This window comes from Pseudoalteromonas piscicida (assembly GCF_000238315.3).
Classification (GTDB): Bacteria; Pseudomonadota; Gammaproteobacteria; order Enterobacterales; family Alteromonadaceae; genus Pseudoalteromonas; species Pseudoalteromonas piscicida.
In genome coordinates, this window is the sequence record NZ_CP011925.1 from 382440 (window position 1) to 406722 (window position 24283).

25 protein-coding genes and 1 pseudogene are annotated in these 24283 nt (G+C 43.2%); 14 read left to right on the forward strand and 12 right to left on the reverse strand.

All coding sequences use genetic code 11. The annotated features are described in order from the left end of the window. Positions 1-37: 37 nt before the first annotated feature. Positions 38-1372: an NAD(P)/FAD-dependent oxidoreductase gene (locus PPIS_RS21215; RefSeq protein ID WP_010369970.1), complete on the reverse strand. Its 1335-nt coding sequence runs from the start codon at positions 1370-1372 to the stop codon at positions 38-40. 1 nt (position 1373) lies between these two features. Further along, positions 1374-1931, reverse strand: a complete 558-nt coding sequence (locus PPIS_RS21220; RefSeq protein WP_010369967.1) for a GNAT family N-acetyltransferase — start codon at positions 1929-1931, stop codon at positions 1374-1376. Between the two features lie 154 nt (positions 1932-2085). Here PPIS_RS21220 and PPIS_RS25775 point away from each other — a divergent pair, with 154 nt between their 5' ends. From PPIS_RS25775 to PPIS_RS21240, 4 genes are all read left to right on the forward strand, one after another. Further along, entirely contained in the window at positions 2086-2313 is a 228-nt protein-coding gene (locus PPIS_RS25775) for a hypothetical protein (protein WP_081629141.1), read from the forward strand. Between the two features lie 97 nt (positions 2314-2410). Then, positions 2411-3850, forward strand: coding sequence for a chitinase (locus tag PPIS_RS21230; RefSeq protein ID WP_019647298.1), 1440 nt, complete (start codon positions 2411-2413; stop codon positions 3848-3850). A 335-nt stretch (positions 3851-4185) separates the two neighbouring features. Next, complete coding sequence (locus PPIS_RS21235; protein ID WP_019647297.1) at positions 4186-5385, forward strand: RsmB/NOP family class I SAM-dependent RNA methyltransferase; 1200 nt, start codon at positions 4186-4188, stop codon at positions 5383-5385. 8 nt (positions 5386-5393) lie between these two features. After that, positions 5394-5645 (forward strand): DUF2999 family protein, encoded by a 252-nt coding sequence (locus PPIS_RS21240; protein WP_010369956.1) that lies wholly within the window; start codon positions 5394-5396, stop codon positions 5643-5645. Between the two features lie 67 nt (positions 5646-5712). Here PPIS_RS21240 and PPIS_RS21245 read toward each other — a convergent pair whose 3' ends face one another. From PPIS_RS21245 to PPIS_RS21250, 3 genes and pseudogenes are all read right to left on the reverse strand, one after another. Beyond that, the gene (locus PPIS_RS21245; protein WP_248694131.1) at positions 5713-6135 is read right to left on the reverse strand and encodes a hypothetical protein; all 423 of its coding nucleotides are present in this window, start codon (positions 6133-6135) and stop codon (positions 5713-5715) included. Positions 6136-6201: 66 nt separating this feature from the next. Next, a pseudogene (locus PPIS_RS25860) lies at positions 6202-6471 on the reverse strand (DUF3667 domain-containing protein); the annotation flags it as partial. 50 nt (positions 6472-6521) lie between these two features. Continuing rightward, positions 6522-7511 carry a WD40 repeat domain-containing protein gene (locus PPIS_RS21250; RefSeq protein WP_010369952.1) on the reverse strand — a complete coding sequence of 330 codons (990 nt, stop codon included), beginning with the start codon at positions 7509-7511 and terminating at the stop codon, positions 6522-6524. 140 nt (positions 7512-7651) lie between these two features. Between PPIS_RS21250 and PPIS_RS21255 the strand changes: the two genes are divergently transcribed. Further along, positions 7652-8536: a DMT family transporter gene (locus PPIS_RS21255; RefSeq protein WP_010369950.1), complete on the forward strand. Its 885-nt coding sequence runs from the start codon at positions 7652-7654 to the stop codon at positions 8534-8536. 171 nt (positions 8537-8707) lie between these two features. On the opposite strand, the gene PPIS_RS21260 is transcribed toward PPIS_RS21255, so the two are convergent. Further along, positions 8708-9931, reverse strand: coding sequence for a NupC/NupG family nucleoside CNT transporter (locus PPIS_RS21260; RefSeq protein ID WP_010369948.1), 1224 nt, complete (start codon positions 9929-9931; stop codon positions 8708-8710). Between the two features lie 12 nt (positions 9932-9943). Continuing rightward, positions 9944-10573, reverse strand: coding sequence for a uridine kinase (udk, locus tag PPIS_RS21265; protein WP_010369946.1), 630 nt, complete (start codon positions 10571-10573; stop codon positions 9944-9946). A 308-nt stretch (positions 10574-10881) separates the two neighbouring features. Between udk and PPIS_RS21270 the strand changes: the two genes are divergently transcribed. The 5 genes from PPIS_RS21270 (at position 10882) to PPIS_RS21290 (ending at position 15687) form a co-directional block, all read left to right on the forward strand. Next, entirely contained in the window at positions 10882-12093 is a 1212-nt protein-coding gene (locus PPIS_RS21270; protein WP_010369944.1) for a phosphopentomutase, read from the forward strand. Between the two features lie 14 nt (positions 12094-12107). Beyond that, on the forward strand, positions 12108-12809 hold the full coding sequence (deoD, locus tag PPIS_RS21275) for a purine-nucleoside phosphorylase (RefSeq protein ID WP_010369942.1): 702 nt from the start codon (positions 12108-12110) through the stop codon (positions 12807-12809). Positions 12810-13004: 195 nt separating this feature from the next. Then, complete coding sequence (locus PPIS_RS21280) at positions 13005-13970, forward strand: hypothetical protein (protein WP_010369940.1); 966 nt, start codon at positions 13005-13007, stop codon at positions 13968-13970. Between the two features lie 69 nt (positions 13971-14039). Next, positions 14040-14780 (forward strand): ferredoxin--NADP reductase, encoded by a 741-nt coding sequence (locus tag PPIS_RS21285; RefSeq protein ID WP_010369938.1) that lies wholly within the window; start codon positions 14040-14042, stop codon positions 14778-14780. A gap of 4 nt (positions 14781-14784) precedes the next feature. Then, a complete protein-coding gene (locus PPIS_RS21290; protein ID WP_211219529.1) occupies positions 14785-15687 on the forward strand; it encodes a hypothetical protein in 903 nt (300 codons plus the stop codon). On the opposite strand, the gene PPIS_RS21295 is transcribed toward PPIS_RS21290, so the two are convergent. After that, a complete protein-coding gene (locus tag PPIS_RS21295; protein ID WP_021032582.1) occupies positions 15665-16492 on the reverse strand; it encodes a TPR end-of-group domain-containing protein in 828 nt (275 codons plus the stop codon). The genes PPIS_RS21290 and PPIS_RS21295 overlap by 23 nt on opposite strands. 128 nt (positions 16493-16620) lie before the next feature. Here PPIS_RS21295 and PPIS_RS21300 point away from each other — a divergent pair, with 128 nt between their 5' ends. Further along, positions 16621-17358, forward strand: a complete 738-nt coding sequence (locus tag PPIS_RS21300) for a substrate-binding periplasmic protein (RefSeq protein ID WP_010369931.1) — start codon at positions 16621-16623, stop codon at positions 17356-17358. A 51-nt stretch (positions 17359-17409) separates the two neighbouring features. Here PPIS_RS21300 and PPIS_RS21305 read toward each other — a convergent pair whose 3' ends face one another. The 4 genes from PPIS_RS21305 to PPIS_RS21320 all read right to left on the reverse strand — a co-directional run bounded on the left by PPIS_RS21305 (position 17410) and on the right by PPIS_RS21320 (position 20907). Next, entirely contained in the window at positions 17410-17994 is a 585-nt protein-coding gene (locus PPIS_RS21305) for a hypothetical protein (RefSeq protein WP_010369929.1), read from the reverse strand. Between the two features lie 236 nt (positions 17995-18230). Continuing rightward, entirely contained in the window at positions 18231-19136 is a 906-nt protein-coding gene (locus PPIS_RS21310) for a histone deacetylase family protein (RefSeq protein WP_010369926.1), read from the reverse strand. 39 nt (positions 19137-19175) lie between these two features. Beyond that, positions 19176-19802, reverse strand: a complete 627-nt coding sequence (locus PPIS_RS21315) for a response regulator (protein ID WP_010369923.1) — start codon at positions 19800-19802, stop codon at positions 19176-19178. Then, the gene (locus PPIS_RS21320; RefSeq protein WP_010369919.1) at positions 19795-20907 is read right to left on the reverse strand and encodes a sensor histidine kinase; all 1113 of its coding nucleotides are present in this window, start codon (positions 20905-20907) and stop codon (positions 19795-19797) included. The genes PPIS_RS21315 and PPIS_RS21320 overlap by 8 nt, the downstream gene beginning before the upstream one ends. A gap of 229 nt (positions 20908-21136) precedes the next feature. Between PPIS_RS21320 and PPIS_RS21325 the strand changes: the two genes are divergently transcribed. From PPIS_RS21325 to PPIS_RS25780, 3 genes are all read left to right on the forward strand, one after another. Continuing rightward, the gene (locus tag PPIS_RS21325; RefSeq protein ID WP_010369914.1) at positions 21137-21889 is read left to right on the forward strand and encodes a HAMP domain-containing protein; all 753 of its coding nucleotides are present in this window, start codon (positions 21137-21139) and stop codon (positions 21887-21889) included. Continuing rightward, positions 21890-23902 carry a methyl-accepting chemotaxis protein gene (locus tag PPIS_RS21330; RefSeq protein ID WP_010369911.1) on the forward strand — a complete coding sequence of 671 codons (2013 nt, stop codon included), beginning with the start codon at positions 21890-21892 and terminating at the stop codon, positions 23900-23902. Between the two features lie 178 nt (positions 23903-24080). After that, positions 24081-24278 (forward strand): hypothetical protein, encoded by a 198-nt coding sequence (locus tag PPIS_RS25780; protein ID WP_010369908.1) that lies wholly within the window; start codon positions 24081-24083, stop codon positions 24276-24278. Positions 24279-24283 lie beyond the last annotated feature (5 nt).

The following is a 24283-nucleotide window of genomic DNA, read 5'->3' on the forward strand; positions in this document are numbered from 1 at the left end:
TGAAAAAGGTGCGTGATAGGCGCACCTTCTTAATTTGCTAAGCGAATTTATCCATCAACTGAGCATATTGGTAATACGCGAGTTGACCTACTCTCCGTAATCGTGGCATCGGAAACTTAGGTAGTGGCTTGGTATAGATTGGTAAATTAGGGACTTTAAGACCCATTAATTTTTCAGCAAGTCGAATACTTGCCTGAGCACTAAACGCTACACCTGAGCCGCAATATCCAAGTACATACCCGGTATTGTTTTCGCTGTAGATATGGGGAAGATCATCAAGCGCGGCGGCAATATAACCACTCCAAAAGTAATCAACTTTAACATCGAGTTTAGGAAAGCAATCGTTAAGTGCTGAGCGCAAGTTGTATTGATATTTTGCATTGTCCTGATCATGCCCAAACACCGCGCCTCGCCCACCAAACAAAATACGGTTGTCAGGCAGGCGACGATAGTAGTATTTAAGCTGTCTGGTATCCATGACGACTTGCTCTGTGATTAAGCCATTGGCAGCGAGTTGCTCATCGCTAAGTGGTTCAGTCACGATAATACTACTTAAAATAGGCAAGTAACGCCCTTGAGTTAACGGTGAAAACTGTCGCTGAGCATAGGCATTCGCTGCGATCACTACCTTATTTGCTGAGACTTTGTGGCCGTTCACTTCGAGCTGGTGGTTGCCATTTGGGTTCTGGTGGCGGGTGACCAGACTGTTTTCATAAAGTTGCACACCAGCTTGCTGAGCTAATGCCTTGTAACCTAGTAACAGTTTCAACGGGTGAACACCAAACGCGTTGTCAAATCGCAATGCGCCAAACCCTTGCTGGTTGTGCATATAGGTTTCGGTCAGTTGTTGCCGAGACAGTAATTGATGGCTCTTGCTACCCATGGTTGCAGTGAGAAATTCGGACTGCGCTTTTAGTAGCGAAAATGCTTGCTGATTGTGTGCAACTTTCAAATACCCAGATGCTTGCACGTTGCAATCAATGTGATTGCCGTTGATATGTTCTCGGACTAAAGCAACGGCGTTGTTATACTCTTGATATATGGATTTACTGACATCCAAACCATATTTTTTGGCCAGTTGCGCATAACCAAGCCGTCCCGTACTTGGTAGCACAAATCCCGCATTTCTCGCGCTCGCGCCAAAGCCTACTTGATTGGCTTCAAATAGGGCAACGCTTTGATGATGAGTGGTAGCTAAATGGTAGGCGGTAAGTAAGCCCGTAAAGCCGCCACCGATCACTGCGATATCTACTTGTAGTGGTTTATCTAGCGAAGGGTTAGGGGTACCTAAAGGGCAGGTTGCAGCCCAGTAGCTACTGGCAAAAGCTTGGCCTTGGCAATGTGGCTGAGTGAGAGGATCAAACCCTGACATCTTAAAACTCCAATACCATTTCTGCTGCTTGGCAGTGACATTCTGTACCACAAATAGTACAAACATAGCCGTGATAAATACAGTCATCTAGCCACTTATCATCATGGACTTTGATCAGTTTGCCACCGGCTTTGGTGAAGTATTTAACGGCACCGTTACCTGGGCTCTGTTTCCAAAGATGAGCAACGCTAGCTCTTGCGCCTTGTTGTTTTAGTGCTGTTATTGCGTGTTTTAGTAATTGAGGCCCAATACCTTGGCCCTGTGCGTTCGGTGACACCGCGATACATTTAAAATAGGCCATGTCATTTTGATCGACAGGCCACAAAGACGGTGAACTCCACTTATCTATAGGCCATTGTCCAGCACTATATGATGTTCTAAAACCGAGCAACTCATCGTCATCGCTTAAGGCAACAAAGGAAGCATTTATACCGTCTTTACAGCCTTTTTGGCGCATTTGTTCAATGCCTGCGTTATCAAGATAATTATCACCATGAACGAGATTGCCAAGTGCGATAACACGCTCGAAATGTTCTGGTTGTAAAGGAATAATTTTCATAGGCTCTCTGTTGTTGTTATTTACTGTGAGGCATTTTGACTAGGGCCTGTTTATCTTTCAAGTTTGTTTTTGCAGCAGTTTGATTGGTATTTATACAAGGCAGAGCCTGCGTAGCATAGTCATTCTATGTGAGTCAGGCGAGAACACAGTAGAAATGCAAATCAAGCGCTGCCCTTTGGGTTCACCTGAGTGCGCTTTGTTCATTGTTGCTCAACTTTTTCCTAGATCACTAGGCGGCAAGTCGAGCGTCGCGACCAAAACACACTCAGAAGAACAAAAATCAAACCGCAAAGGTCAACAGGCCCTAGCATACCACGTTGGATCATGTACCAAAAACGCTAAGACTCATCGATTTTGGAGGACGTTACTACATATGTTGTAAGAATAAAAAGTGAACAAAATTTGACAGCGATGTCATTTTGTTAATAATTGTTGAATTGGTGGGTTCCACTATTAACAACAACATGTAAAGGAAAAGTATGAACAGTCTAAAATTAGCGACCGCAGTTTCGCTTGCCATAACTGCAAGTCAAGTGATGGCCATGAGTCCGCAACCCGATCCACAAAACCCCAATGGTTATATTGTTTCTCGAATAGAGTTGGATAATGCCCAGAGCGCGAAGACCAATAACCCTATGTATGCGATTTGGTCAAAAGCACTGGAAACAAGAGATAATACCGTTGTAGAGGCCATTGCGCCTGGGCTTGCCAGTAATCCAGATAATGTAAAAAGAGCTGAGCGGGTATTTGGTCAAACTCAGTGGCAATTTCTGACGCAAATGGCGGCGCCTGAATACACCTATACGCGCTTTTTGCGTGCTATTGGTAAGTTTCCCGCATTTTGTGGCGACTATACTGATGGCAGAGACGCCGACGCAATCTGTAAACGCTCAATCGTGACTGCATTTGCGCATTTTGCCCAAGAAACGGGGGGGCATATTGCCAAAGACAATACTTCTGATAACCCTCTCGGGTTAGAAGAGTGGCAACAAGCATTGGTTCATGTGCGTGAAATGGGTTGGTCAGAAGGGCAAGCTGGCTATACCACGGGGTGTGGACAAAATGACTGGCAGAATCGCCGCTGGCCATGCGGGACAGGACAAGGATATTTTGGCCGAGGCGCTAAGCAGCTTTCATATCACTTCAACTATGGCGCATTTAGTGAAGTTATGTTTAATGGTGATGCAACGGTGCTTTTAAACAACCCTGGTTTAGTAGCAGACTCTTGGCTAAATTTAGCGTCTGCAATTTGGTTTTTCTTAACGCCGCAAGCGCCAAAACCTGCAATGTTACACGTTATTGATAGAACTTGGACGCCATCATTGCGTGAAAGTGAGGCGGGGATTGGTTATGGCTTTGGTACCACGATTAATATTATCAATGGTGGTATTGAATGCGGCGCGCAAAATAAAGACAAAGGTCAGCCCGTAAACCGCATTCGTTATTGGGAAGGGCTCTCGCATTATTACAACATCACCATTGAAGCTGATGAAGAAAATACCTGTTGGCAGCAAACACCATACGGTAGCCTAAACCTCGACGGCGCGACTGATGTCCTTTACACCAACTGGGAAGGTGATTGGGCTTATTATGCAGACCGCCCAGGAGGTTATTCATTTGAGTGTAAACTCGTGGGATATCAAACAGCTTATTCCGCACTTGTGCCGGGAGACTACGAGAAATGCGTGACAAACTTTTATCAATCACACGCAAGCTGGCCTGAAGTTCGTGTCGTTGATGACTTACCAACCAACCCAACTGAACCGCCTGTTGACGGTGTACCCGCTTGGGATGCCGACAAGGTTTACTTAAAAGGTGATAGAGCGAGCTACAATGGTGTGATCTACGAAGCCAAATGGTGGACCAAAGGAAATATCCCAACTGCCGATGGCTCGGGCCCTTGGTTAGCGGTTAACTAAATAACCTGAGCTTCGGATAATTAATGCCTTTCTAGCAGCCAGTTTTAGCGCTAACTGCGTTGAATTCACTTCCAATAGCAAGCTATTGGTGCGTAAATTCGCCTAATTACCCCTAAAACTCTCTGGCTAGACAAGGAAATAATTTAATATTATTTTAAAAACAATGAGTTAGTTTGTTTTTTATCCAAACCTCAGGTTAAATAAGCTAATAGCTGTGGGGCTTACTATATTTGCCCCACAACTTTTAAGATTCTCTGGCAAAGATCATAAACTCCAATTGATGCCCCATGGTATGCGCGCTAAAATAGTGTTTTAGCAATAATCGAGACCATATCGTGTCTGTAACTCGCTCGTTAGTCCAAACTCTGTCTGAGTGCATTGAACATGTGCTAGATACTTCTCTTCATGCCGATAAAGCATTAACTCAATTACTACAGAACAACCCTCAGTGGAACCTTGATGAAAGGCAGTATGTGGTGAGCAATTATTACCATATCTTCCGCTTTAAACGGTTACTGGCTTACCTACTTGAGCATGAAGAAATGCCGCTAGATGGCTTTGGCTACTGGTTAACTTGCCAAGTTGTTACAGCGCAGCCGCTTCCAGAGTGGGTGGATACCGAGCGTTATAATCTGGAAAAGCTGCAAAGCTTAATTGAGCAGGCGCCTCAAGCTGTTCGCTTATCTTTACCTGATTGGTTAAACGAGGTCGCGCATGAGCAACTGGGTGAGCAGTGGCCTGCGGTTGCATCCGCGCTAAATCAAAGTGCCCAACAATATTTGCGAGTCAATAGCCTAAAAAGCGATATTGCGACAGTAACAGAGTCTCTGGCAAAAGAAGGGATCAAGGTTTCACAGGTTGCGCTTGATTCTCATGTTGCGCTAAAAGTTGAGTCCAATAGCCATCTGTTCCGCTCTCAAGCATTTCAGGCGGGTTGGTTTGAAATGCAAGATGCAGGTTCTCAGCAAATCGTGCCTTTTTTAGAAATACAGCCCGGTCATAAAGTGGTTGATGCCTGTGCAGGCGCTGGTGGTAAGAGTTTGCATATAGCGGCGCTAATGGAGAATAAAGGTCGCTTGTTGTCTATGGACATCCATGAACATAAGCTTGAAACGCTGAAACAACGCGCGAAACGTGCTGGTGTGCATGTTGCTGAAACGCGTGTTATTCAAAACAATAAAACCATTAAGCGCCAAAAAGAGAAGTTTGATCGCGTGCTATTGGATGTACCGTGCTCTGGTCTTGGTGTATTAAAGCGGAATCCAGATGCAAAGTGGCACTTGAATTCGCAAAATTTAGACACACTTATTGCTTTGCAAACCGATATTCTAGCGCGTTACAGTCAAATGTGTAAGGTGGGTGGCAAACTGGTGTATGCAACTTGTTCAATTCTTCCTTCTGAAAATGAGCAGCAGGTTGAACGCTTTTTGGCAAATAACCCCAATTGGCAGTTAGAAGACTCACTACGTTTACTTCCAGGAGTAAATTCAGAATTTGACGGTTTTTACGCCGCACGATTAGTAAAAAATAGTTAGGAAACAAGATGAACCCAATCATTGCATTACTTAAAGAGCACAATATTTCGGATGAACAGATCCAAGCGGTATTTACCCAGCTGACTGAAAACCCAATGATGGCGATGGCGACTATTCAGCAACTAGGAATTCCACCCGAAAAGCTTCAACAGTTGATGGGCTTGGTAATGCAAAACCCTGCATTGATCAAAGAAGCAGTTAACGAATTAGGTCTTGATTTTGAAAAGGTTGAGGCTGCAAAAGCACAGCTAAAACAGTAGTATTAATTGCTATGCCTTAGACAAGCTCAGCCTTGTCTAAGGCATAGCTAAATAACTCTCATGCAGATCAAATCTTGTGAGTAAAACCACTGTACACCCCAAATAAAAATGTGAGAATACCAGAAAATAGTATCGATCCTATCGCGTAGGCAAGCATTGCCTTACCCCAATTTTTCCACTTTATTAGCTCATTTTCTGCCATTTTATAGTTCAGTATTATGCTGTACAAACCAGAAAATAAGAGCGAAAAAATTGCGTAAAGCTGCTCGCTGAAGATACCCAGCATTAGTGGAATTGAGAATATCAGTATGCTTAGGGTTAGAATGAGTAGGTGTCCTATAGCGTACTCCAGCATTATGTAGGGCGCAGAACGATACACTAGCTTAGCGGCTAATCCGAGTAAGAATGCCAGAATAAAGACGCGATAAATGTGCGTTGCTTCATATAGTGCGATTTCAGATTGCCATTTGAGCTGCTCTTTCGATTCCAAAAGTTGACTGCTGGATATGAAGCTGATTTCAAGTAGGTGCGAGGCAAGCACGATCACGGTGAGTAGAATAAAACTAAACTTGAAGGGATTACCAAAGCGACTTCTCTGTCCATTTAAGTATCCAAGAATGGTCTTAAAAGGTCGAAGTAATAATCCAAAAAGCAATTTAAAAAAGGGGGACTCGAGTTCAAGCATTGCGCTTTGAAGCAAAATGCGTAAGTGTTTAAAGGTCAATCTCGACGCTTTTTTCTGTCCGCAACCTGAGCAGTACTCGCCAACAAGTTGAGTTTGGCAATTTAAACAGTGCGATTGATTGTCAAAATTTGAGTGTTCCATAGATGTATTTATTATTTTTTCTTATCGACGAATGCTACCTTTTTTTGTCTCTAATAATCAAACAATATAGGTGTTAAGGCCCACTTTTCCAATACCCCATCTGAACTTATCGTCGTAAGCACATTACTATCGGAGATGTGTACATCATAAACGGTGCTGCCCAGATTCAGTTGTGCTATTGGCCAACTGACAATTTCTTTTCCCAACGTTAATTCCCATAGCGAAATATATCCCTTGGAAGAGGTGGTTAGCAGAAACTTGTCGTTAGCGACGAACTGTGCACTTCGAAAAAACTTGAAGCGCTGAGGATAGGATAGAGATAACACTGCTTGACCTGTGCGCGTATCAATGAATTTTTGGTCTTGCAGGGCGTCTGATACGAACAGCCAGTTTTCATTTTGCGATAATGCCAAACTGGTAATACGATGAGGCAGCTCATAATCTACAGTGACTTCTTTACTAGTTAACTCAAGCTTTTTAGCGTGACCGTCTAAAGAGGCCGAGTAGAGCGAGGTCAAGTTACGATTAAAAATCAAATGTGTAATGCTGCTTTCATGAAGGTTTATTCTGGTGATGATTTGCTCATCTAAACTCAAAAGTAGTATGCTGCCGTCATTGTAGCCAAGGACGATAAACTGCTCGTCGCTGGACCACAGGGCTTTGGTAACGCGGATAAACGAGTCAAACCCAGGTAATGGATAACTGACAACTTCGTTTGAGTGCAATTGCCAGATGTTGAGTTGGGTGTCCGAAATACTCAGAATACTGCGCTTGCTCGGCGCTATTAAAGCGTCACGAAAAGTAAGTTGGTATTTACTTCCTTCGATTTGTCTAATCAGCTGTTGGCTTTGGTTATCCCATACTTGTAGTAAATGATCGTTAATGAGTAGTAAGGTTAGCGCAGCGTCACTAGAAAGTTGGGCGAGACTAACCGGCAACTGAGTCAATTGTATTTGCTCTGTTGGCGCTAGAGTTTGCCTTTTGCTACATCCTGTGAGGATAAGCAAAGCGACTATCATTGCGTAAAAAGCGAGTCTCATTCTATACCTTAAGTTTTAGCCTTTCCCTCTTTCTCAAAGAAAGTTAAACACATCCTAATGACAGTACCAAAAATGGCTTGTGCTGTATTTATATATCGGCGTAAGGTAAAGCTCCATTAATATTAACCTTGGAGTATGGAGTGAAAGGGTTTCTTGGTTTAGTGTTACTTGCTGCAATTTGGGGTGGCTCATTTTTATTTATGAAAGTGGCTGCTGGTGTCCTTGGTCCTGCTGTACTCATTGAATTTCGAGTCTTATTTGGTGCGCTAACGCTCGCCGCGGTTGCTTTAGTATTAAAGCGTAATTTACATTTTTGGCAGTACAAAAAGCACTTTTTAATCCTCGGACTGTTTAACTCAGCGTTACCTTTTATGTTATTCGCTTATGCAGTGCAAACGCTTGATGCTTCTATGCTCTCAATTTTAAATTCAACCGCGCCATTTTGGGGTGTGATAATCAGTGTGTTTTGGCTAAAAGTGCCGACTCAAAAGTCGGTGTGGCTAGGTTGTGGATTTGGGATTGCAGGTGTTATCACGCTAGTTGGGTTGGATAGCACCGTATTGAACGAAGGTGCATGGTTACCTATTATTGCAACGCTGTGTGCGACTCTGAGCTATGCAGTGGCCTCTCATTACACCAAAACGGCACCAAAAATGAGCGCATTTAATCATGCCCATGGTAACTTATGGGGCTCTGCCCTATTGGTATTGCCTTTTATTTGGTTTATGCCAATGAGAGAAACGCCTGACTCTACAGTGATAAGTGCAGTAGTTGGACTTGGCATATTATGCACGGGTTTTGCCTATATTCTCTATTTTAAATTAGTCGAGGATCTTGGCGCTGCGTCTGCTTTATCCGTTACCTTTTTAATTCCAGTGTTTGGGATTTTATGGGGGCATCTCTTTTTGCAAGAGCAAATCGGTGCTAACACAATCCTTGGCAGTATTTTAGTCTTGCTTGGAGTCAGCCTAGTAACTGGGTTACAAGAAAAGATATTTCCACCAAAAGCGATGAAGGAGCTGTAGGTGAGAGGTGCTGGTCACTTAACATGGTGCTGTCAAAAAAGCGTTTCTCAGAAACGATAAAAGGGCCTAAAAGGCCCTTTGGTGAAGTATCGTTCAAGTTAGTGTGGTCACTTTAACCCCTTAAAGCAACCAACCAATTGTTTTGCAACTGCGGCTTATCTCAATAAGTTTCTAAGCTAGCGAGAGGAAGAAACCTGCAATTGCTGCACTCATGAGGTTAGCCATAGACCCTGCTAACACTGCTCTGAGCCCTAGGCGAGCGATATCCTTTCTACGACTTGGGGCCATACCACCAAGTCCGCCTAGTAAGATGGCAATCGACGATAAGTTAGCAAATCCACATAAAGCAAATGTGACAATCGCTTGAGTGTGCGTGCTCAACGTATCGCGATAATTCATATAATCTAGGTAGGCAACAAACTCGTTAACCACCAATTTTTGGCCGATAAAACTACCTGCCGTCACGGCTTCCGACCAAGGTACCCCAAGTAGCCAAGCAACAGGGGCAAAGACGTAGCCTAAAATTTCTTGTAGCGTCAGTGTTGGGTAATCAAAAATTCCACCAATACTGCCTAGTAGACCGTTTAGTAGCGCAATAAGTGCCACAAACGCAAGTAGCATCGCACCTACGTTCAGTGCTAAGTGCATACCGCTTGATGCACCAGATGCTGCAGCATCAATTACGTTTACTGGTTTATCATCACCACTATCTACATCAGATAGATTTTCGTGTGGCTTCTCGGTTTCTGGCACAATCATTTTTGCCATTAAGAAGCCACCCGGGGCTGCCATAAAGCTCGCGGCAATGAGATATTTAAGCTCAACACCAATCGCCACATAGCCCGCCATAACGGAGCCTGCCACCGTCGCCAAACCGCCAACCATAACTGCAAACAACTCTGATTGCGTCATTTTTGGAATAAACGGTTTTACGATCAAAGGGGCTTCCGTTTGACCGACAAAAATATTTGCCGTAGCTGAAAGCGACTCTGGTCGTGACGTTTGTAGCAGCTTTTGCAAGCCACCACCTAAAATTTTAATGATCCAGTTCATGATACCAAGGTGATACAACACAGCAACGAGTGCTGAGAAGAACACGATCACTGGTAACACCTGAATCGCAAAGATAAACCCTAGCGAGTCTTGTTTGGCTAATGGCCCGAACAAGAAACCGATACCGTCGTTAGCATAGCTAATCACTTTGGCAACCGCGCTAGACATTGAAGCTAATACATTTTTGCCCGCTTCAATAAAGAGTACAAAGCCACCAATAAGGACTTGCAATAAAAATGCAACGCCTACGGTACGCTTATTAATAGCACTGCGATTTGTTGAACACGCAAATGCTACGCCTAGGAGCATCATCATGCCCACTAAGCTCATAATTGTTGTCATGCCAATTTCCCGTTATTCTTGTAGCAAATATTTTATTTTACTTTTAATAATATCAATCGCAACGCGATTCATACCGCCACGGGTCACAACCAAGTCGGCATTATGCTTGGATGGCTCGATAAACTGATAAAACATCGGTCTTACCGTCGCCTGATATTGTTCTACCACAGATGACAGACTTCTTCCTCTGTGCTCTATATCTCTTTGCATGCGACGCAGCAAACAAATATCCAAAGGTGTATCAATGAACACCTTGATATCAAACTCTTCACTTAATGCAGGATCGCTCAGTAGTAATATACCCTCAACGATTAGTATCTTAGCAGGGTTTACTATTCGGGTTTTATCACTACGTGTATGCTGTCCGTAATCGTAGGTAGGAACCTCTACGGATTCACCTAGGCGAAGCTTAGTTAAATGCTTGCGTAACAACTCGTGTTCAAACGCATCAGGATGATCATAATTCGTTTGAGTACGATGCTCTATAGGTAAATGCGATTGATCTTTATAATAGGCGTCCTCTTCGATTACCGCGATAGTGCCTGAGGCAAGCTCATTCACTAATTCGTTGTAGATCGTTTGACTAAAAAGAGACTTACCAGACGCAGATGCGCCAGCTATGGCTATAATAGTTCGTGTCACTAAAGTTCACACCCAGCAGTTGTTTATGTTGGAAGATCACAATAGCAAAAAAGACACGATTAATCTCTTTTGCCTCGCTTAATGAGCAAATTTAACGGGTTTGGCGGACTCAAAACAGGACTTATGTCCGCTTAAGGGTGACAGAGCCAAATTAGCAAGATCGCAGCTTTTCGTGAATTTTGTGACTATTTTATGACAGCGGACTTATGTCCTGTACGATTTTTTTAACCAAACATAAAGTAACCAACGCTTAAGGTAACCATGTATTTAAGAATAAATAACAGCCTGAGCAGTATAGAGAGGTATCTATGGCAAGAGCAATCATTTTAATGGCGGATAGCCTAGGCATTGGCGCAGCACCGGACGCAGAAAAGTTTGGTGACGTAGGCGCTAATACTCTCGCTCATTTATTGCAGGCGTATAAAGAAGAAAAAGGACAAGCGTTAGACTTACCTAATCTTTCTAAACTAGGCCTCATTGCAGCGTGTGAAGCTGCAGGTAAAGAAACTTGCGCTGTGGCGCAAACCATAGAACCAAGTGCTGCTTGGGGATATGCAAAAGAATTATCGAGTGGTAAAGACACACCGTCTGGCCACTGGGAAATGGCAGGGGTGCCAGTATTGTTTGAGTGGGGTTACTTCCCAAATACTAACCCATGTTTCCCACAAGAATTTATAGATGAATTGTGCAAACGTGCAGACATCCCTGGCATTTTGGGTAACTGTTACGCATCGGGCACAACGATTTTAGAACAGCTGGGTGAAGAACACGTGCAAAGCGGTAAGCCGATTTGTTACACCTCAGTTGATAGCGTCTTTCAAATAGCCGCTCATGAACAATCGTTCGGACTTGACAAGCTTTATCAAGTATGTGAAATCGCACGGGCACTGCTTGATGAAATGAATATAGGACGAGTGATTGCGCGGCCATTTATAGGCACTTCAAGTGCCGACTTTATTCGTACAGGTAATCGCCGAGACTATTCGGTATTACCACCTTCGCCGACTGTGCTAGATAAGCTAGCCAATGACGGTGGCGAAGTAATTAGTATTGGTAAAATTGCAGATATTTATGCGCATCAAGGGATCACGCAAAAGCACAAAGCGCCTGGTCTTTTGAATCTGCTAGCAAAGACAAGCGAAGTGATGGAGACAGCGCCAGACCACAGCCTTATCTTCACCAACTTAGTCGACTTCGACGAAAAGTTTGGTCACCGCAGAAATGCAGTGGGATATGCAGAAGCACTTGCTGAATTTGACGCATTTTTACCGGAAATTATTGCCAAACTAAAAGCTGGCGATTTACTTTTAGTGACTGCCGACCACGGTTGTGACCCAACCGCAGAAGGTACAGATCATACGCGAGAGTACGTGCCCGTATTGGCATATACACCGGGTATGAACAATACTCCGTTAGGAGAGAGACAAAGTTTTGCTGACATAGGTCAAACGCTTGCCCAGTGGTTTGATTTAGATGCAACGCAGTACGGTGAAGGCTTTAAGGCCGAGATAAAAGCCTAACTAAAGGAAACAATATGAGCACTCCACACATTAGCGCAAAGCCAGGTGATTTTGCAGAAACGGTATTAATGCCGGGCGATCCACTAAGAGCAAAATACATTGCTGAAAACTTTTTGGAAGATGCTCGTCAGGTAACTGACGTTCGCAACATGTTTGGTTTTACTGGTACTTACAATGGTAAGCCAGTGAGCATCATGGGTTCAGGCATGGGTATTCCATCTATGTCAATCTACGCTCGTGAGCTTATTGTTAGCTTTGGTGTTAAGAACCTGATCCGCATCGGTACATGTGGTGGTATTAGTCAAGACATCAAGATCCGCGATGTGATCTTTGCGCAAGGCGCGAGCACAGACTCAAATGTGAATCGTGCTCGTGTACGTGGCTATGACTTCGCTGCAATTGCTGATTTTGGTTTGTTAGAAAATGGCGTAAACGCTGCTCGCCGTTTAGGTATTGAAGCAAAAGTTGGTAATGTTTTCACTACAGATACTTTCTATCAAGCCGATGGTGAATTTTATAAAGAATTAGACAAGCTAGGCGTCATGGCTGTTGATATGGAAACAGCTGGTTTATATGGCGTAGCGGCTGAATATGGCGCCAAAGCGATGGCACTATTCACAGTAAGTGACCATGTTATTACTGGTGAAGCAACGCCGCCAGAAGAGCGTCAAAGCACGTTCAATGAAATGGTTAAAATAGCGCTAGAGTCAATTTAATACAATTTAAAAAAGTTCCTTGGTAACGTAATCGCAGAGTTTTGGAGACACGCCTAAAACAACGCGAATCACACCCAAAAAAGCCGCTTGAAGCGGCTTTTTTTTTGATCTGGCCCCGTCTTAAATAACCTTGACTAGTTTAAACTGCATAAAGGTGGTAGAGTTTTTCTAATAGTAAAGTGCTGGTGTTGGGTGATGACGATTCTTGTTATAGGCTTTTTAGCGTTGATGGCGAATGCTGAAGTTGACTTAGATGAATTCGAGTTGTTGGTCAAAAATTCGCCTGGTGAAGCGCTTAAGGTATACCAAAACGCGATTGCTCAGGAAGATCTTCCGGTTCAAGATTTATATCAACTTCATTATCAAGCAATTAGAGCAAGTGCCAGCACATTCAATAACGCCATTTTTATTAAGGCACTAGATACGCTTAAAGCACCACCCTTCAAGATTTTTGCGGACCAAGATAAGGCGAAAATTCTGACTAATATAGGTGTAGGCTATCGTCGTCGTAATCAAAATGAGCAAGCGATTTGGCATTATCGATGTGCTATGAATGCTTCAGTCAGCTCCCAGCACAAGTCTGCATTAAAAGTGAATATAGCAATTGCCTATACTCGGATTGGTCAGCCAGCTGTCGGATATAACCTTTTAAAAAGTGTGGATCAAGAACGGTTGCCAAATTTTATGCAAGCAGGGCTGTTAACTGCACTTGGTAATGCAACCTTTGCAAAAGGAGAGGCTGATGAAGCACTTAGCTATTTTATTAACGCGGCGACCCATTACGCAAAAGATGACAACTATAGAGCCGTGAAACAAGTGTCAATCAATAGTCTTGGGATATACGTACTCAACTCTGACTTCTCCAGCTATCACAAAGCGCTTGCTAATATTGCTGCGGAACCTTCCCTAATAGAAGATAATCAGAATTATCTTGGTTGGTTGCGGGAGCTGGTACAACAGCTAGAGCAAAACAAACAAGCCGTAACCGTGTCGACAACAATGAAAGCCTATTCGCTCGGCGCTGCAAATGCAGGATATGCGTCCATGGTGAATGCGCATATCGACAAGTTTAATCTGTCGCTGCCCAAAGTCACTTCACAGATCATCGTCAGAGATCCGCTTCCTGTTGAATTAGGAAAAACCTGGTGCCCGAAACTTTGACAAAGCCAATTTTTTTGCCATGGTTATGTTATCGTTAAATAAATACGGCTTGTGAGTTTTGGAGAAATAATGTCGCAATGGGTAAAAGGAGAAATCGTCGAAATCACACATTGGACGCCCACATTATTCAGTATCAGATTTAAAGCGGATATCGCACCGTTTAAGGCTGGTCAATATACTAAATTGAGTTTGCAACAAGGGGAAAAGCGCATCGCGCGAGCATATTCTTTTGTAAACCCGCCGTCAGAACCAATTCATGAAGTGTTGTTAGTTGAAGTGCCCGATGGCAACCTTTCAGTGCCTTTACATCAGCTACAAGTCGGTGATGAGCTCAATGTAGCTTACCAAGCAAACGGTTTTTTTATACTAGATGAACTACCACCTTGCGATACGCTTTGGATGATAAGTACAGGTACGGCGGTTGGCCCATTTTTGTCTATGCTCAGAGAAGGTGACGTGTGGCAGAGGGTTAAACAGGTGATCCTTATTCATGGTGTGCGCCTAAATGTAGATTTGTGTTACCGTGAAGAGCTTGAGCAGTTGCAACAACAAAGAGATGGCTTTACTTATGTACCGCTTGTTACACGGGAACAACCTGAGAGCGGTTGCCAAGGCCGAGTCACTGAACTGATAGAAAACAAGCAATTATTAACCTACCTAGGCTATAAGCAGTTTCCGGATAATAGTCATTTTATGCTTTGTGGTAACCCCGAAATGGTGAAAGAGCTAAGTGCTCAGTTGCAGAGTATGGGGTACGAACGCCATAGGCGAGCCAAGCCTGGGCATATCACCGTTGAGCAATATTGGTGATCCTATGCAGGCTCGTGTTATGTATCTCTTATGCTTATTATTGCTGGTAACCGCGAATACTGTTTCTGCAGAGCCAAAGGTCATTAGGGTCGTGGACGCAGCAGAAGAAAATGGCACACCGCAGAACCAATATTTTTTGTCAGTCTTGCGTTTAGCTTTAGATAAGTCAAGAGAGCAATATGGCGAGTACTGGATAGAGCCGATTGATTTACCAATTAATCAGTCAAGGCAATTTAAGGAATTGCTAAAGCACAATGTCGATGTGTTCTGGACGGTCTCAACAGCCGCGAGAGACACTCAAGCAAAGCCGGTGGCCATTCCCATCGCGTTTGGCAGCTTTGGTATAAGGGCAATGGCAATGAACGTGGCCGACAGCGGCAAGTTGAATGTGCATTTATCATTAGCTGAGCTACAAAAGTTCAACGTCGTCTTGGGGCAGGACTGGCCTGACGTTCAGATTTTTGAAAAAGCGGGTTTTACGGTAGAGAAATATGTTGATGGGTTGGCAGTTTACAGAGTGCTTGCAAATAGCGCTGGTAAAATTTTTCCACGAGGTGTCATTGAGTTAGTGCCTGAGCTTAAGGCGTTTGATAACAAGCAAGTGACTTATGGTGAGAAAAACCTGCTACTCTACCCTTCAATGGTGTACTTCTATGTCCGTAAAGACGATATTAAACTGCATAAACGTCTGGAATATGGTTTAGCGCAAGCATTTGCAGACGGCTCTTTGGCTGCACTTTTCTACGATAGTAATATGATGGTTGAGCTGAAAAAACACTTTAATTTGCAAGGGGCTACAATCCATCAAATTGAAAATCCGTTGGTTATCTCTAAAAAGCAGCTCGACGTGATTACACAATTACAAATCGAGCTGCTAAAACAACTTAACTATTCACCAGCTCGTTAAAGCTCTGGTTATCTGCAAGACTTGCAAACGCTGGCTCGTGTTGTAACTCGTTCTTTAAGTTAGGCGCATATTCTAAAGCCATACGGATGTCGGCCATCGCATCTGCATGCTTATATAGCATGGAGTAAGCACACGCGCGCTGCCAATAGGCATAGCCATAGTCACTGTCAATTTCTAATGCTTGATTACACAAAGCAATTGCAGTGTTGGTTTGACCAAGCTCTAATAACGCATCGGCTTTGTAGGCAATCGCCTCAACATCTTCCGGTTTGCGATTTAGGATCTCATCGTAAATTTCAATTTTAGAATTCATGTCACTCTCAAGATTTGCCCGCATCCACAGAGAGTGTACTTCATTCGTTATAGATATTTTCTTCTGGTTATTGAGGATTTCCTCAGAACGTTCGCGTAATTTCTCTTCAATAACCTGAAGGCGCTTTTCATATTCGTCGGTGATCGTGCCAACGCGCAGGCTAACGATATCTTCTACTTTACTCTTAATATCTCTAAAAGAAGTCCAACCAACGACAACTAAGATAGACGCAGCTGCTGTGATCAAAAAGAGCACATTATTGATGGTATCTGTGGTGTAGGTAATTGCGCGATCTGCAGTATCTAGCTGAGAGTGGCTGATTTTTTTCTCTATATCAGCTCGTAAGCGCATTTGATCTTCTCTGACTGCTCTTAATTCATCAAGAATATAACGCTCAATTAAGGGCCTATACATGGGCTCTTGTAATTGTGATAAAGCTTGTTGTTGTTGGTTTTCTGTCGGCTTTTTTGACGTTGCCTGTTCATTCGCCATGCTCGTAAAACTACAAGCGACGAGAAGGATAAATAGTACTATGCTTTTCATATTGATGTTCTTGAAACTTTATATTCTTAATATGGTGCATGAGTTAAGGTGGAATTGCAAAAAGCGGAGAAGAAATATTGGCTTATGTAATAAAATTAGCGATTTATAGCCTGATTATACTCTCTTTAACGAGTTTGAGTGCCTTTGCAAAAGATCTACTCGTGGTAACCGAAGAGTGGAAGCCGTACAACTTCACCAATGACAAAGGTGAGGTTGTTGGGAGAGCAACAAAAAAGGTAAGGGAAGTGCTTGCTGTTGCTGAGATTGACTACGAGATAAAAGTTTACCCTTGGGTACGGGCAATGAAAATTGCCAAAGAGCGCCCAAATACAATGATTTACTCTATTTATCGTACCGCAGAGCGTGAAGCTGACTACGAATGGGCATGTCCTTTGATCCGCCCTGTGGGCGTGTATTTCTTCAAACTTAAAACGCGCAAAGATATTCAAGTTGCTTCATTGGAAGATGCCAAGCAATACACTTCTGCAGTAGTAAAAGGCAATATTTATTATGATTTTTTGATTCAACACGGGTTTACTCAAGGAGATCATTTGGTTGTTGCTGCCGATTCCAAAAGCTTTTACAAACTCTTTTTCAAAGGGCGGATAGACCTTGTAATGTCAACGGAATACATCATGAGTGAGGAGCTTAAAGCCGCTGGGCTTAACGATGAAGAAGTTACACCGCTTTTAGAAGTCACTAAGGCAAGTCAGCAGCGTGGATGTATGGCATTTAGCAAGGATACAGATCCGATGCTCATAGACCGAATTAGGCGTGCACTGGCAAAGCATAATCAAGAATTTGTTGGACCGTAATGGGCAATCCTCAGGGAAAGGTTGCCCATAGTGACAGCGTACTAATCAATATTAGTAGCTAAGCTCAATTTGACCAACTGCCACACTGCCTTTATCCCATGTTGTTCTGCACTTGAAGTCCAAAACAGCGCCACTTTCGTAGTTATTGTCTAACATTGTGGTGTAGCTAACAAATTGCTCTTCTGCTACGTTTGGATCAGATATATCAGTCCAATCGAAACCTTTACCTGTCTCTCTAAACTTGAACCATTTATCTATACCGCCGTCGCTCACTTTACGAATTTTTGAAATCAAACAGAAGGCATTAGTACCAGTTAGTCCTTTAGTTGTTCCATGAACGGTTAGCGTAAATTGGCCAATATTGGCATTTAGCGGCACGCTACAGTTGAAGTAACGCTCTGTTCTTAAGTAGGCAGGATTGAAAATAAAGTAGCCATTTCCCGTGGCGCCCGCTTGTTCACCGTGTTTTTGTGTTAACGCCTCTAAGTTACCAACTGCATTTGCATGTTTAGTGAAAGCAGCTGCTTCTAGTTTCGTGTCTAAAGCACAGTTATTCGCACCTGAGTACAACTCCACAGTAGCGTATGCAGAGTTCGCAGCAAATAATGAAGCGATTATCGCAAGTTTGGTTTTCATACTAATTCCTTGTTTTAGTTAGCGAAGTGGGTACATTAACAGGAGGAGCTGTTCGTGTAAATTAAATGTTTTTTAAATATTGATGAATGTGTGTTTTTGGAGAGTAAGAAGAAAAGCGCACAACACGGTGCGCCTAATCAGTGCCATGGTGAAGGGGAAATTAACTAAAGGTGTTACACCAATCAAACCCTTCATAAAGATAAACGAATGAGCAAAATAAAAAGATCATCATTTTTTTAAAGTTTTGCAGCTTGTTGCACTACAATCGCGTGGCGCTTTGCTAATCTTTGGTGATCTTTATCGTATCCGCCACCAATTACGGTCGCGACAGGGACACCATGCTTTTGGCATAAGGTCAGCACCAGTGCATCTCGTTTCGCAATGCCAAGCCATGAGATATCCAATTTACCTAAGTTATCACCTTGCCAAACATCGACACCAGCGTCGTACAGCACAATATCTGGATTTAGATCAACCAATAATGACTCAAGCGTATGTGCGACTATTTCTAGGTAGTGTGTGTCACTGATCCCTACTTCTAAGCCAATATCTAAATCGCTAGCATGTTTACGAAACGGAAAGTTTTTCTCGCAGTGGATCGAGCAGGTATAAACATACGGGTTGTGCTTTAGCATAGCGGCAGTGCCGTCGCCTTGATGAACATCCAAGTCAAAAATGAGGGCATTGGTGATTTGATTATTTTCGAGCAGATGTGTGGCCGTAAAGGCGAGATCGTTTACCATGCAAAAACCAGAGCCAAAATCATAATGTGCGTGGTGCGTGCCACCGGCTAAATGGCATGCAATACCGTGTTTAAGCGCAAGTTCTGCAGTTTTTAGCGTTCCAAGAGGCGCAGTAAAAGTACGTGCCATAAGCTGCTCTGACCAAGGTAGACCTATATGGCGCATCATTTTAGCGTCGAGTTGATTACGCCATAAGTCCCAAACATATTGCTCGCAGTGCACGCTTTCTAGTGGCGATGGGTTGCCGGGTTCTGGGCTATAAACATTGTTGTGAATGAGCCCTAATGCATCTACTTCTTGGTATAAACGTGCAAATTTACTCATCACGAAGCGGTGCTTTGGATCAAAATTGAATGAGTAATTAGCGTGATAAACTAGTGGTAAATTTGGGTTGTTCAAAAACGGCTCCGCAAATGGCGATATGGCAGTGTAGCAATATCAATCCCCGAAGCCGAGCGCTTTAGCTTTTAGTGTTGCTTGTGTTCTGTCTCGTACCTGTAGTTTTGCGAGCAAGCAAGAAACCGAGTTACGGATGGTACCTTCCGCTTTATATAAAGTATTGGCGATTTCCTTATTGGAATATCCTTTCGCGATTAGTTTTAAAATATCCTTTTCTCGTGTGGTGAGCTTATCTAAAGTGGGGTCAGGTTTTAGTAAGGTCTCAGCAAGCTCATCTTGGATGATGAGTTCACCTTGATGGACTTGTCGAACGGCATCAATTAACTCTTCTAAGTCCACGTCCTTAAGAAGACAGCCTTTAGCACCAAGCTCAAGGGCTAATTTTAGCTTTGCAGTGTCGTTGAAGGTAGTGAGGATTATGACTTTAAAGTTGATTGCCAAAGGCAAAAGCTCGGTGAGTACATCGACACCATCTAGCTCAGGCATTCGCATATCTAAAAGCACAATGTCAGCTGTAATTTGGTTTAATTGAACCTGTTGGATGAACTCACTGCCGCTGCCACAACTTCCAGAACAAACAATGTCACCACTTAGCGAAAGCAGTGCTTGCATACCCTGGCGCACAAGCGCCTGATCATCGACTAGGTAAACTGATATTTTAGCCATTTGTCGTCCCAAAATGGATAGTTAATGTTACGCCTTGATGAGTTGACACATCAAGACTGCCGCCGAGTTCTTGGATCCGTTCCTGCATACCAGCCAGACCATTTCCAAATCGAATACTATTTAAGGTAATGCCGTTGTCGCTTATTTGTACTTTTAGTCCTTGTTGACAATACACTCGTACTTGCATTTTATCCGCCTTGGCGTGCTTCAAGGTATTGGTGATGGCTTCTTGGCAGCATTTTAGGATGCAATTGGCATAACTTAGTTTCTCGAGTAACGGGTGATGTTCATAGTCGAGTTCAATGTTAAGACGAGGGATAGATTCAGTGAGCCTCAGCAATGCATCATGGAGATCGATATGCTCGTTGCTACGCTTGTCGCTGACTAAATCGCGAATACATTTTAGGGTGTCTTTAGCTTGCAAATAACAGCTATCTAATAGCTCGGTTAATGGTGCAGCCGCAGTTCGTCTTGCGACATCTAAATTTACAATTAGACTGGTTATTTGATGTCCAACGTCGTCATGTAACTCTCGTGCTAATTGAAGCCGCTCTTGTTTAGCAATACTTTGGCTTAACAGAGATTGCGTTGCAGATAGCTGGCTGTGGGCGAGTTGTAGCGCTTCTTTGGCTTCTTGTTCTTTTTGCATTCTTTTACAGACCACGTACGCAAATAACTGAAAACAAGCAAATAACACAGCGTTGAGATATTCAAAACCATGTCCCCAAAAAAAGTATTGCGACGCAACATATAAGCAGGAGGTAATTAGGATATACCCAAGCGCAAAACTTAAAGGAACATAAAAAGCAAGGATCCCAACGAGTTTTACGTTGTAAATGAGATGAATTGCGGCGGGGGAAGTAAGGTTAATTGACTGGATCAAAAGCGCCAATACAAACAGCATTGAATATCTAACCTTGTAGCCATAGTACTTTTCGGATTCATTGATACATAAAAGCACGAGGACCAAAACACCGATATGCTGTACCCAAGGCAGCCATTGTGCTTTTTGCTGAGCATAAATCAAACTTGGTATTGCAACGGCTAACCAAGTGAAAATGGTTGTTACCAACCAAGCCGTCGGATAGCGAAAAAACGCCGACATCTACTTACTCCGCTAAAAACCTGCTCCGCAGGTATTATTCCTTTATTCTCTTGCGAACCTATCCTAGCAGATATTTGTGACTCTGTGATGATGACGAATGTCATAAGTTTTACATTGTAAATCAAAGTGCAATAACGGTTTTTCACCCTTGATACTGCATTGATTTGTAGCACCACTATTCCTGTTCTATCTTTATGTAACAATCTTTTCATAATTAGGGATACTCAGAATGAAAAGTGTTAAGGCAAAACTTATTTCTGCGGTAACTGCGGGTTTAGTGGTAATGCTCATCGGTGCGATGATTACTGTTTGGGTGATGAAACGCGTCGCGGAGCAGTATGACAGCATGATAGACAATGAATTGGCTGCTCGCGAGCAAATAAACATAGTGCTCGATGATTTCAAAACCCAAGTACAAGAGTGGAAAAATGTACTCATTAGAGGAAGCGATCCTGCCCAGCTAAATAAATATTGGTCAAGATTTGAAACCAAAGAAGCTGAGGTGCAAAAGCAACTCAGTTCAATTGTTTCAGCCTATACGTTACCAACTACCCTAGAAAATAAGTTGCGCGAATATCAAAAAGAACACCTCACCTTAGGACAAAAATATCGTGAAGCGGTGGAACTATTCAAAAGTTCAGGCTTTGATATTAGCCTTGCTGATGCTTCAGTAAGTGGAATAGACCGCCAAGCAAGTGTTTACTTACTTGAAATTAATAAGCAAATTAACGCGTTAGTAGACACGAGAACGAGTGAAATTGTCGCGACAAAAAACCAACTTATCTTTTTTAGTACCCTCGGACTCATCGTTGTTGCGCTTGTGACTTTAGGATTACTGACTTGGTATATGCAGCATTTAATCACTCGTCCAATCCGCCGTGCATCTGATGTGGCAAAGGCAATTGCGAGTGGTCGATTAGACAACGAAGTCGTTGTACACAGTGACGATGAAATAGGTAACTTACTGACAAATTTACGATAAATGCAAACTAGCTTACTTGATGCGACTCAAAAGTTAGAGCTACAAGCAAAAGAAAACTTACGGATCCGTTATGCGCTAAATAACGTGGCCGCGCCCGTGCTGTTATGTGATGACAGTAATCAAGTGATCTACGTAAATGCACAATGTGATTCTTTATTTGATCGTTACCGCACTGCGTTAAGTGTGCCGACTGAAGTCATTAATCATCCAATTCCCGAAGCTTTACTTCACAGCTCTAAAGCACTGAATCAGGCTGCGGGTCAATTAGTACGTCAGTTAGAGTGGGAGTGGTGCGTAGGTGACATAATCATTGCGGTAACCGCCAACCCAGTTTCCGATCAAAATGATAGGGTGTTAGGTACGGTATTTGAATTTAAGAATTTAAGCCAGACAAGACGTGCAGAGCGACAGGTTGAACAGCTCATTAAGTCAGCTTCCGATGGCAAACTAAGTGAACGTATAAACCTTGAGGGATACGTTGGCTCTATGAAATTAATAGCCAGCGGACTTAACAAACTACTTGATGCTGTTGAGCAACCTATTAGCCAAACAAAACAATATCTTACTTCGCTTTCAAAAGGAGAAATTCCCGAGCAGATTAACGGTGAGTTTAAGGGCGAATTTGCGCAAATTCATATGGCCTTAAAGCGCGCCACCTCATCACTATCGTTACTTATTGAAGATACTTACAGCTTAGTTGCCGCCGCAGGAGAAGGGGAGCTCTCTACTCGCGCAGATGAAGCCAAGCATCAGGGGGAATTTCGGAAAATCATTCGTGGTGTTAATGAAACGCTTGATGCGGTCTCTAAACCCGTAGCCCTTACTAGTGGATATCTAGAAAGTATCGCAAAAGGAGAATTACCCGCCTTAACGAATGATGGTTATAAAGGAGAGTTTGATAGCATCTATCGAAGCCTCTTTGCTTGTGTCGGTGCGATTAAATTGATGCTAACCGATGCCGAAAAGCTTGCTGAAGCGGCCAGCGAAGGAGACTTGCATCATAGAGCTGACGCTAGCAATCATTATGGCGCATACGCCAGCATAATTACAGCCATGAATGAAACGCTGGACTCAATTGAAGCGCCACTTAAGGAGTGCATGAATGTGATGGATGGGCTGTCTCAGGGAAATTTAACTCGCCAAGTTGAAAAAAGTTATGCGGGTGATTTTGCGCTGTTGAAACAATCGGTGAATACCAGTGTTGGCAACTTAGCTAATATGATGCAAAAGTTATTAGCAATGGCTGAATCCATCACAGTTTCGGTACAGCAGATCACCACAGGCATCGAAGAGTTAAGTGAACGCTCCTCTTCTCAAGCCGCATCTATTGAAGAAACGCGGGTATCAGTTGGTGAAATCACCGAAACCGTGCACTCAAACGCCAGTAATGCGCAATCGGCTAATCAGTTGGCAATTGAAGTGAACCAGCAAGCACAGCAAGGTGGAAAGGTAGTTGAGTCAACGATTGAGGCAATGACCGAAATTAGTAAGAGTGCTAAAGAAATACTTACCGTCATTGAGGTTATTGATTCTATTGCGTTTCAAACTAACTTATTAGCGCTGAACGCCTCTGTTGAAGCTGCAAGAGCCGGAGAAAAAGGAAAAGGTTTTGCGGTCGTTGCCTCAGAAGTGAGAAATTTAGCGCTGCGCAGTGCAAGCGCCTCAAAAGACATTTCTGAGCTGCTGGGGAGCAGTAACATTAAAGTGAAGCAAGGGTCGAAGCTGGCCTCAGAATCCGGCGAGACGCTAAAAACCATCGTGGAAAGTGTGTATGGACTTGCATCGCAAGTGCAAACTATCGCAGAGGCCTGCAACACACAATCAAGTGGTATTGAGCAAATTAATCTAGCGATTAAGCAAATTGATGGTATCACGCAGCAAAACAATACTTTGGTAGAGATGACGAATGCATCGGGGCTGTCATTGTTGAGTAAAGCCAATGAATTGCGAGAGATGGTTGAGCAGTTTGATATCGGCAAGACTAAAGCGGAGTTGATGAAAGTGGTGAGCTAAAGATCAGCAAAATCTAGGGTCTGTTGATCTTTCAAGTTTGTTTTTGCAGCAGTTTAATTGCCATTTATACAAGGCGGAGCCTGCGTAGCATAGTTATTCTATGTAAGTCTGGCGATAAAGACTTTGTGCTCCTGCAAAGTCACCTTACCCCACATCCTTGTGGGGCAACACAGAAGAAATGCTAATCAAGCGCTGCCCTTTGGGTTCATCTGAGTGCGCTTTGTTCATTGTTGCTCAACTTTTGCCTAGATTACTAGGCGGCAAGTCGAGCGTCGCGACCAAAACACACTCAGAAGAACAAAAATCAAACAGCAAAGGTCAACAGGCCCTAGCACATACGGTTGCTAATTTTATTGTTTTTAGGAACATCACGTGACATGA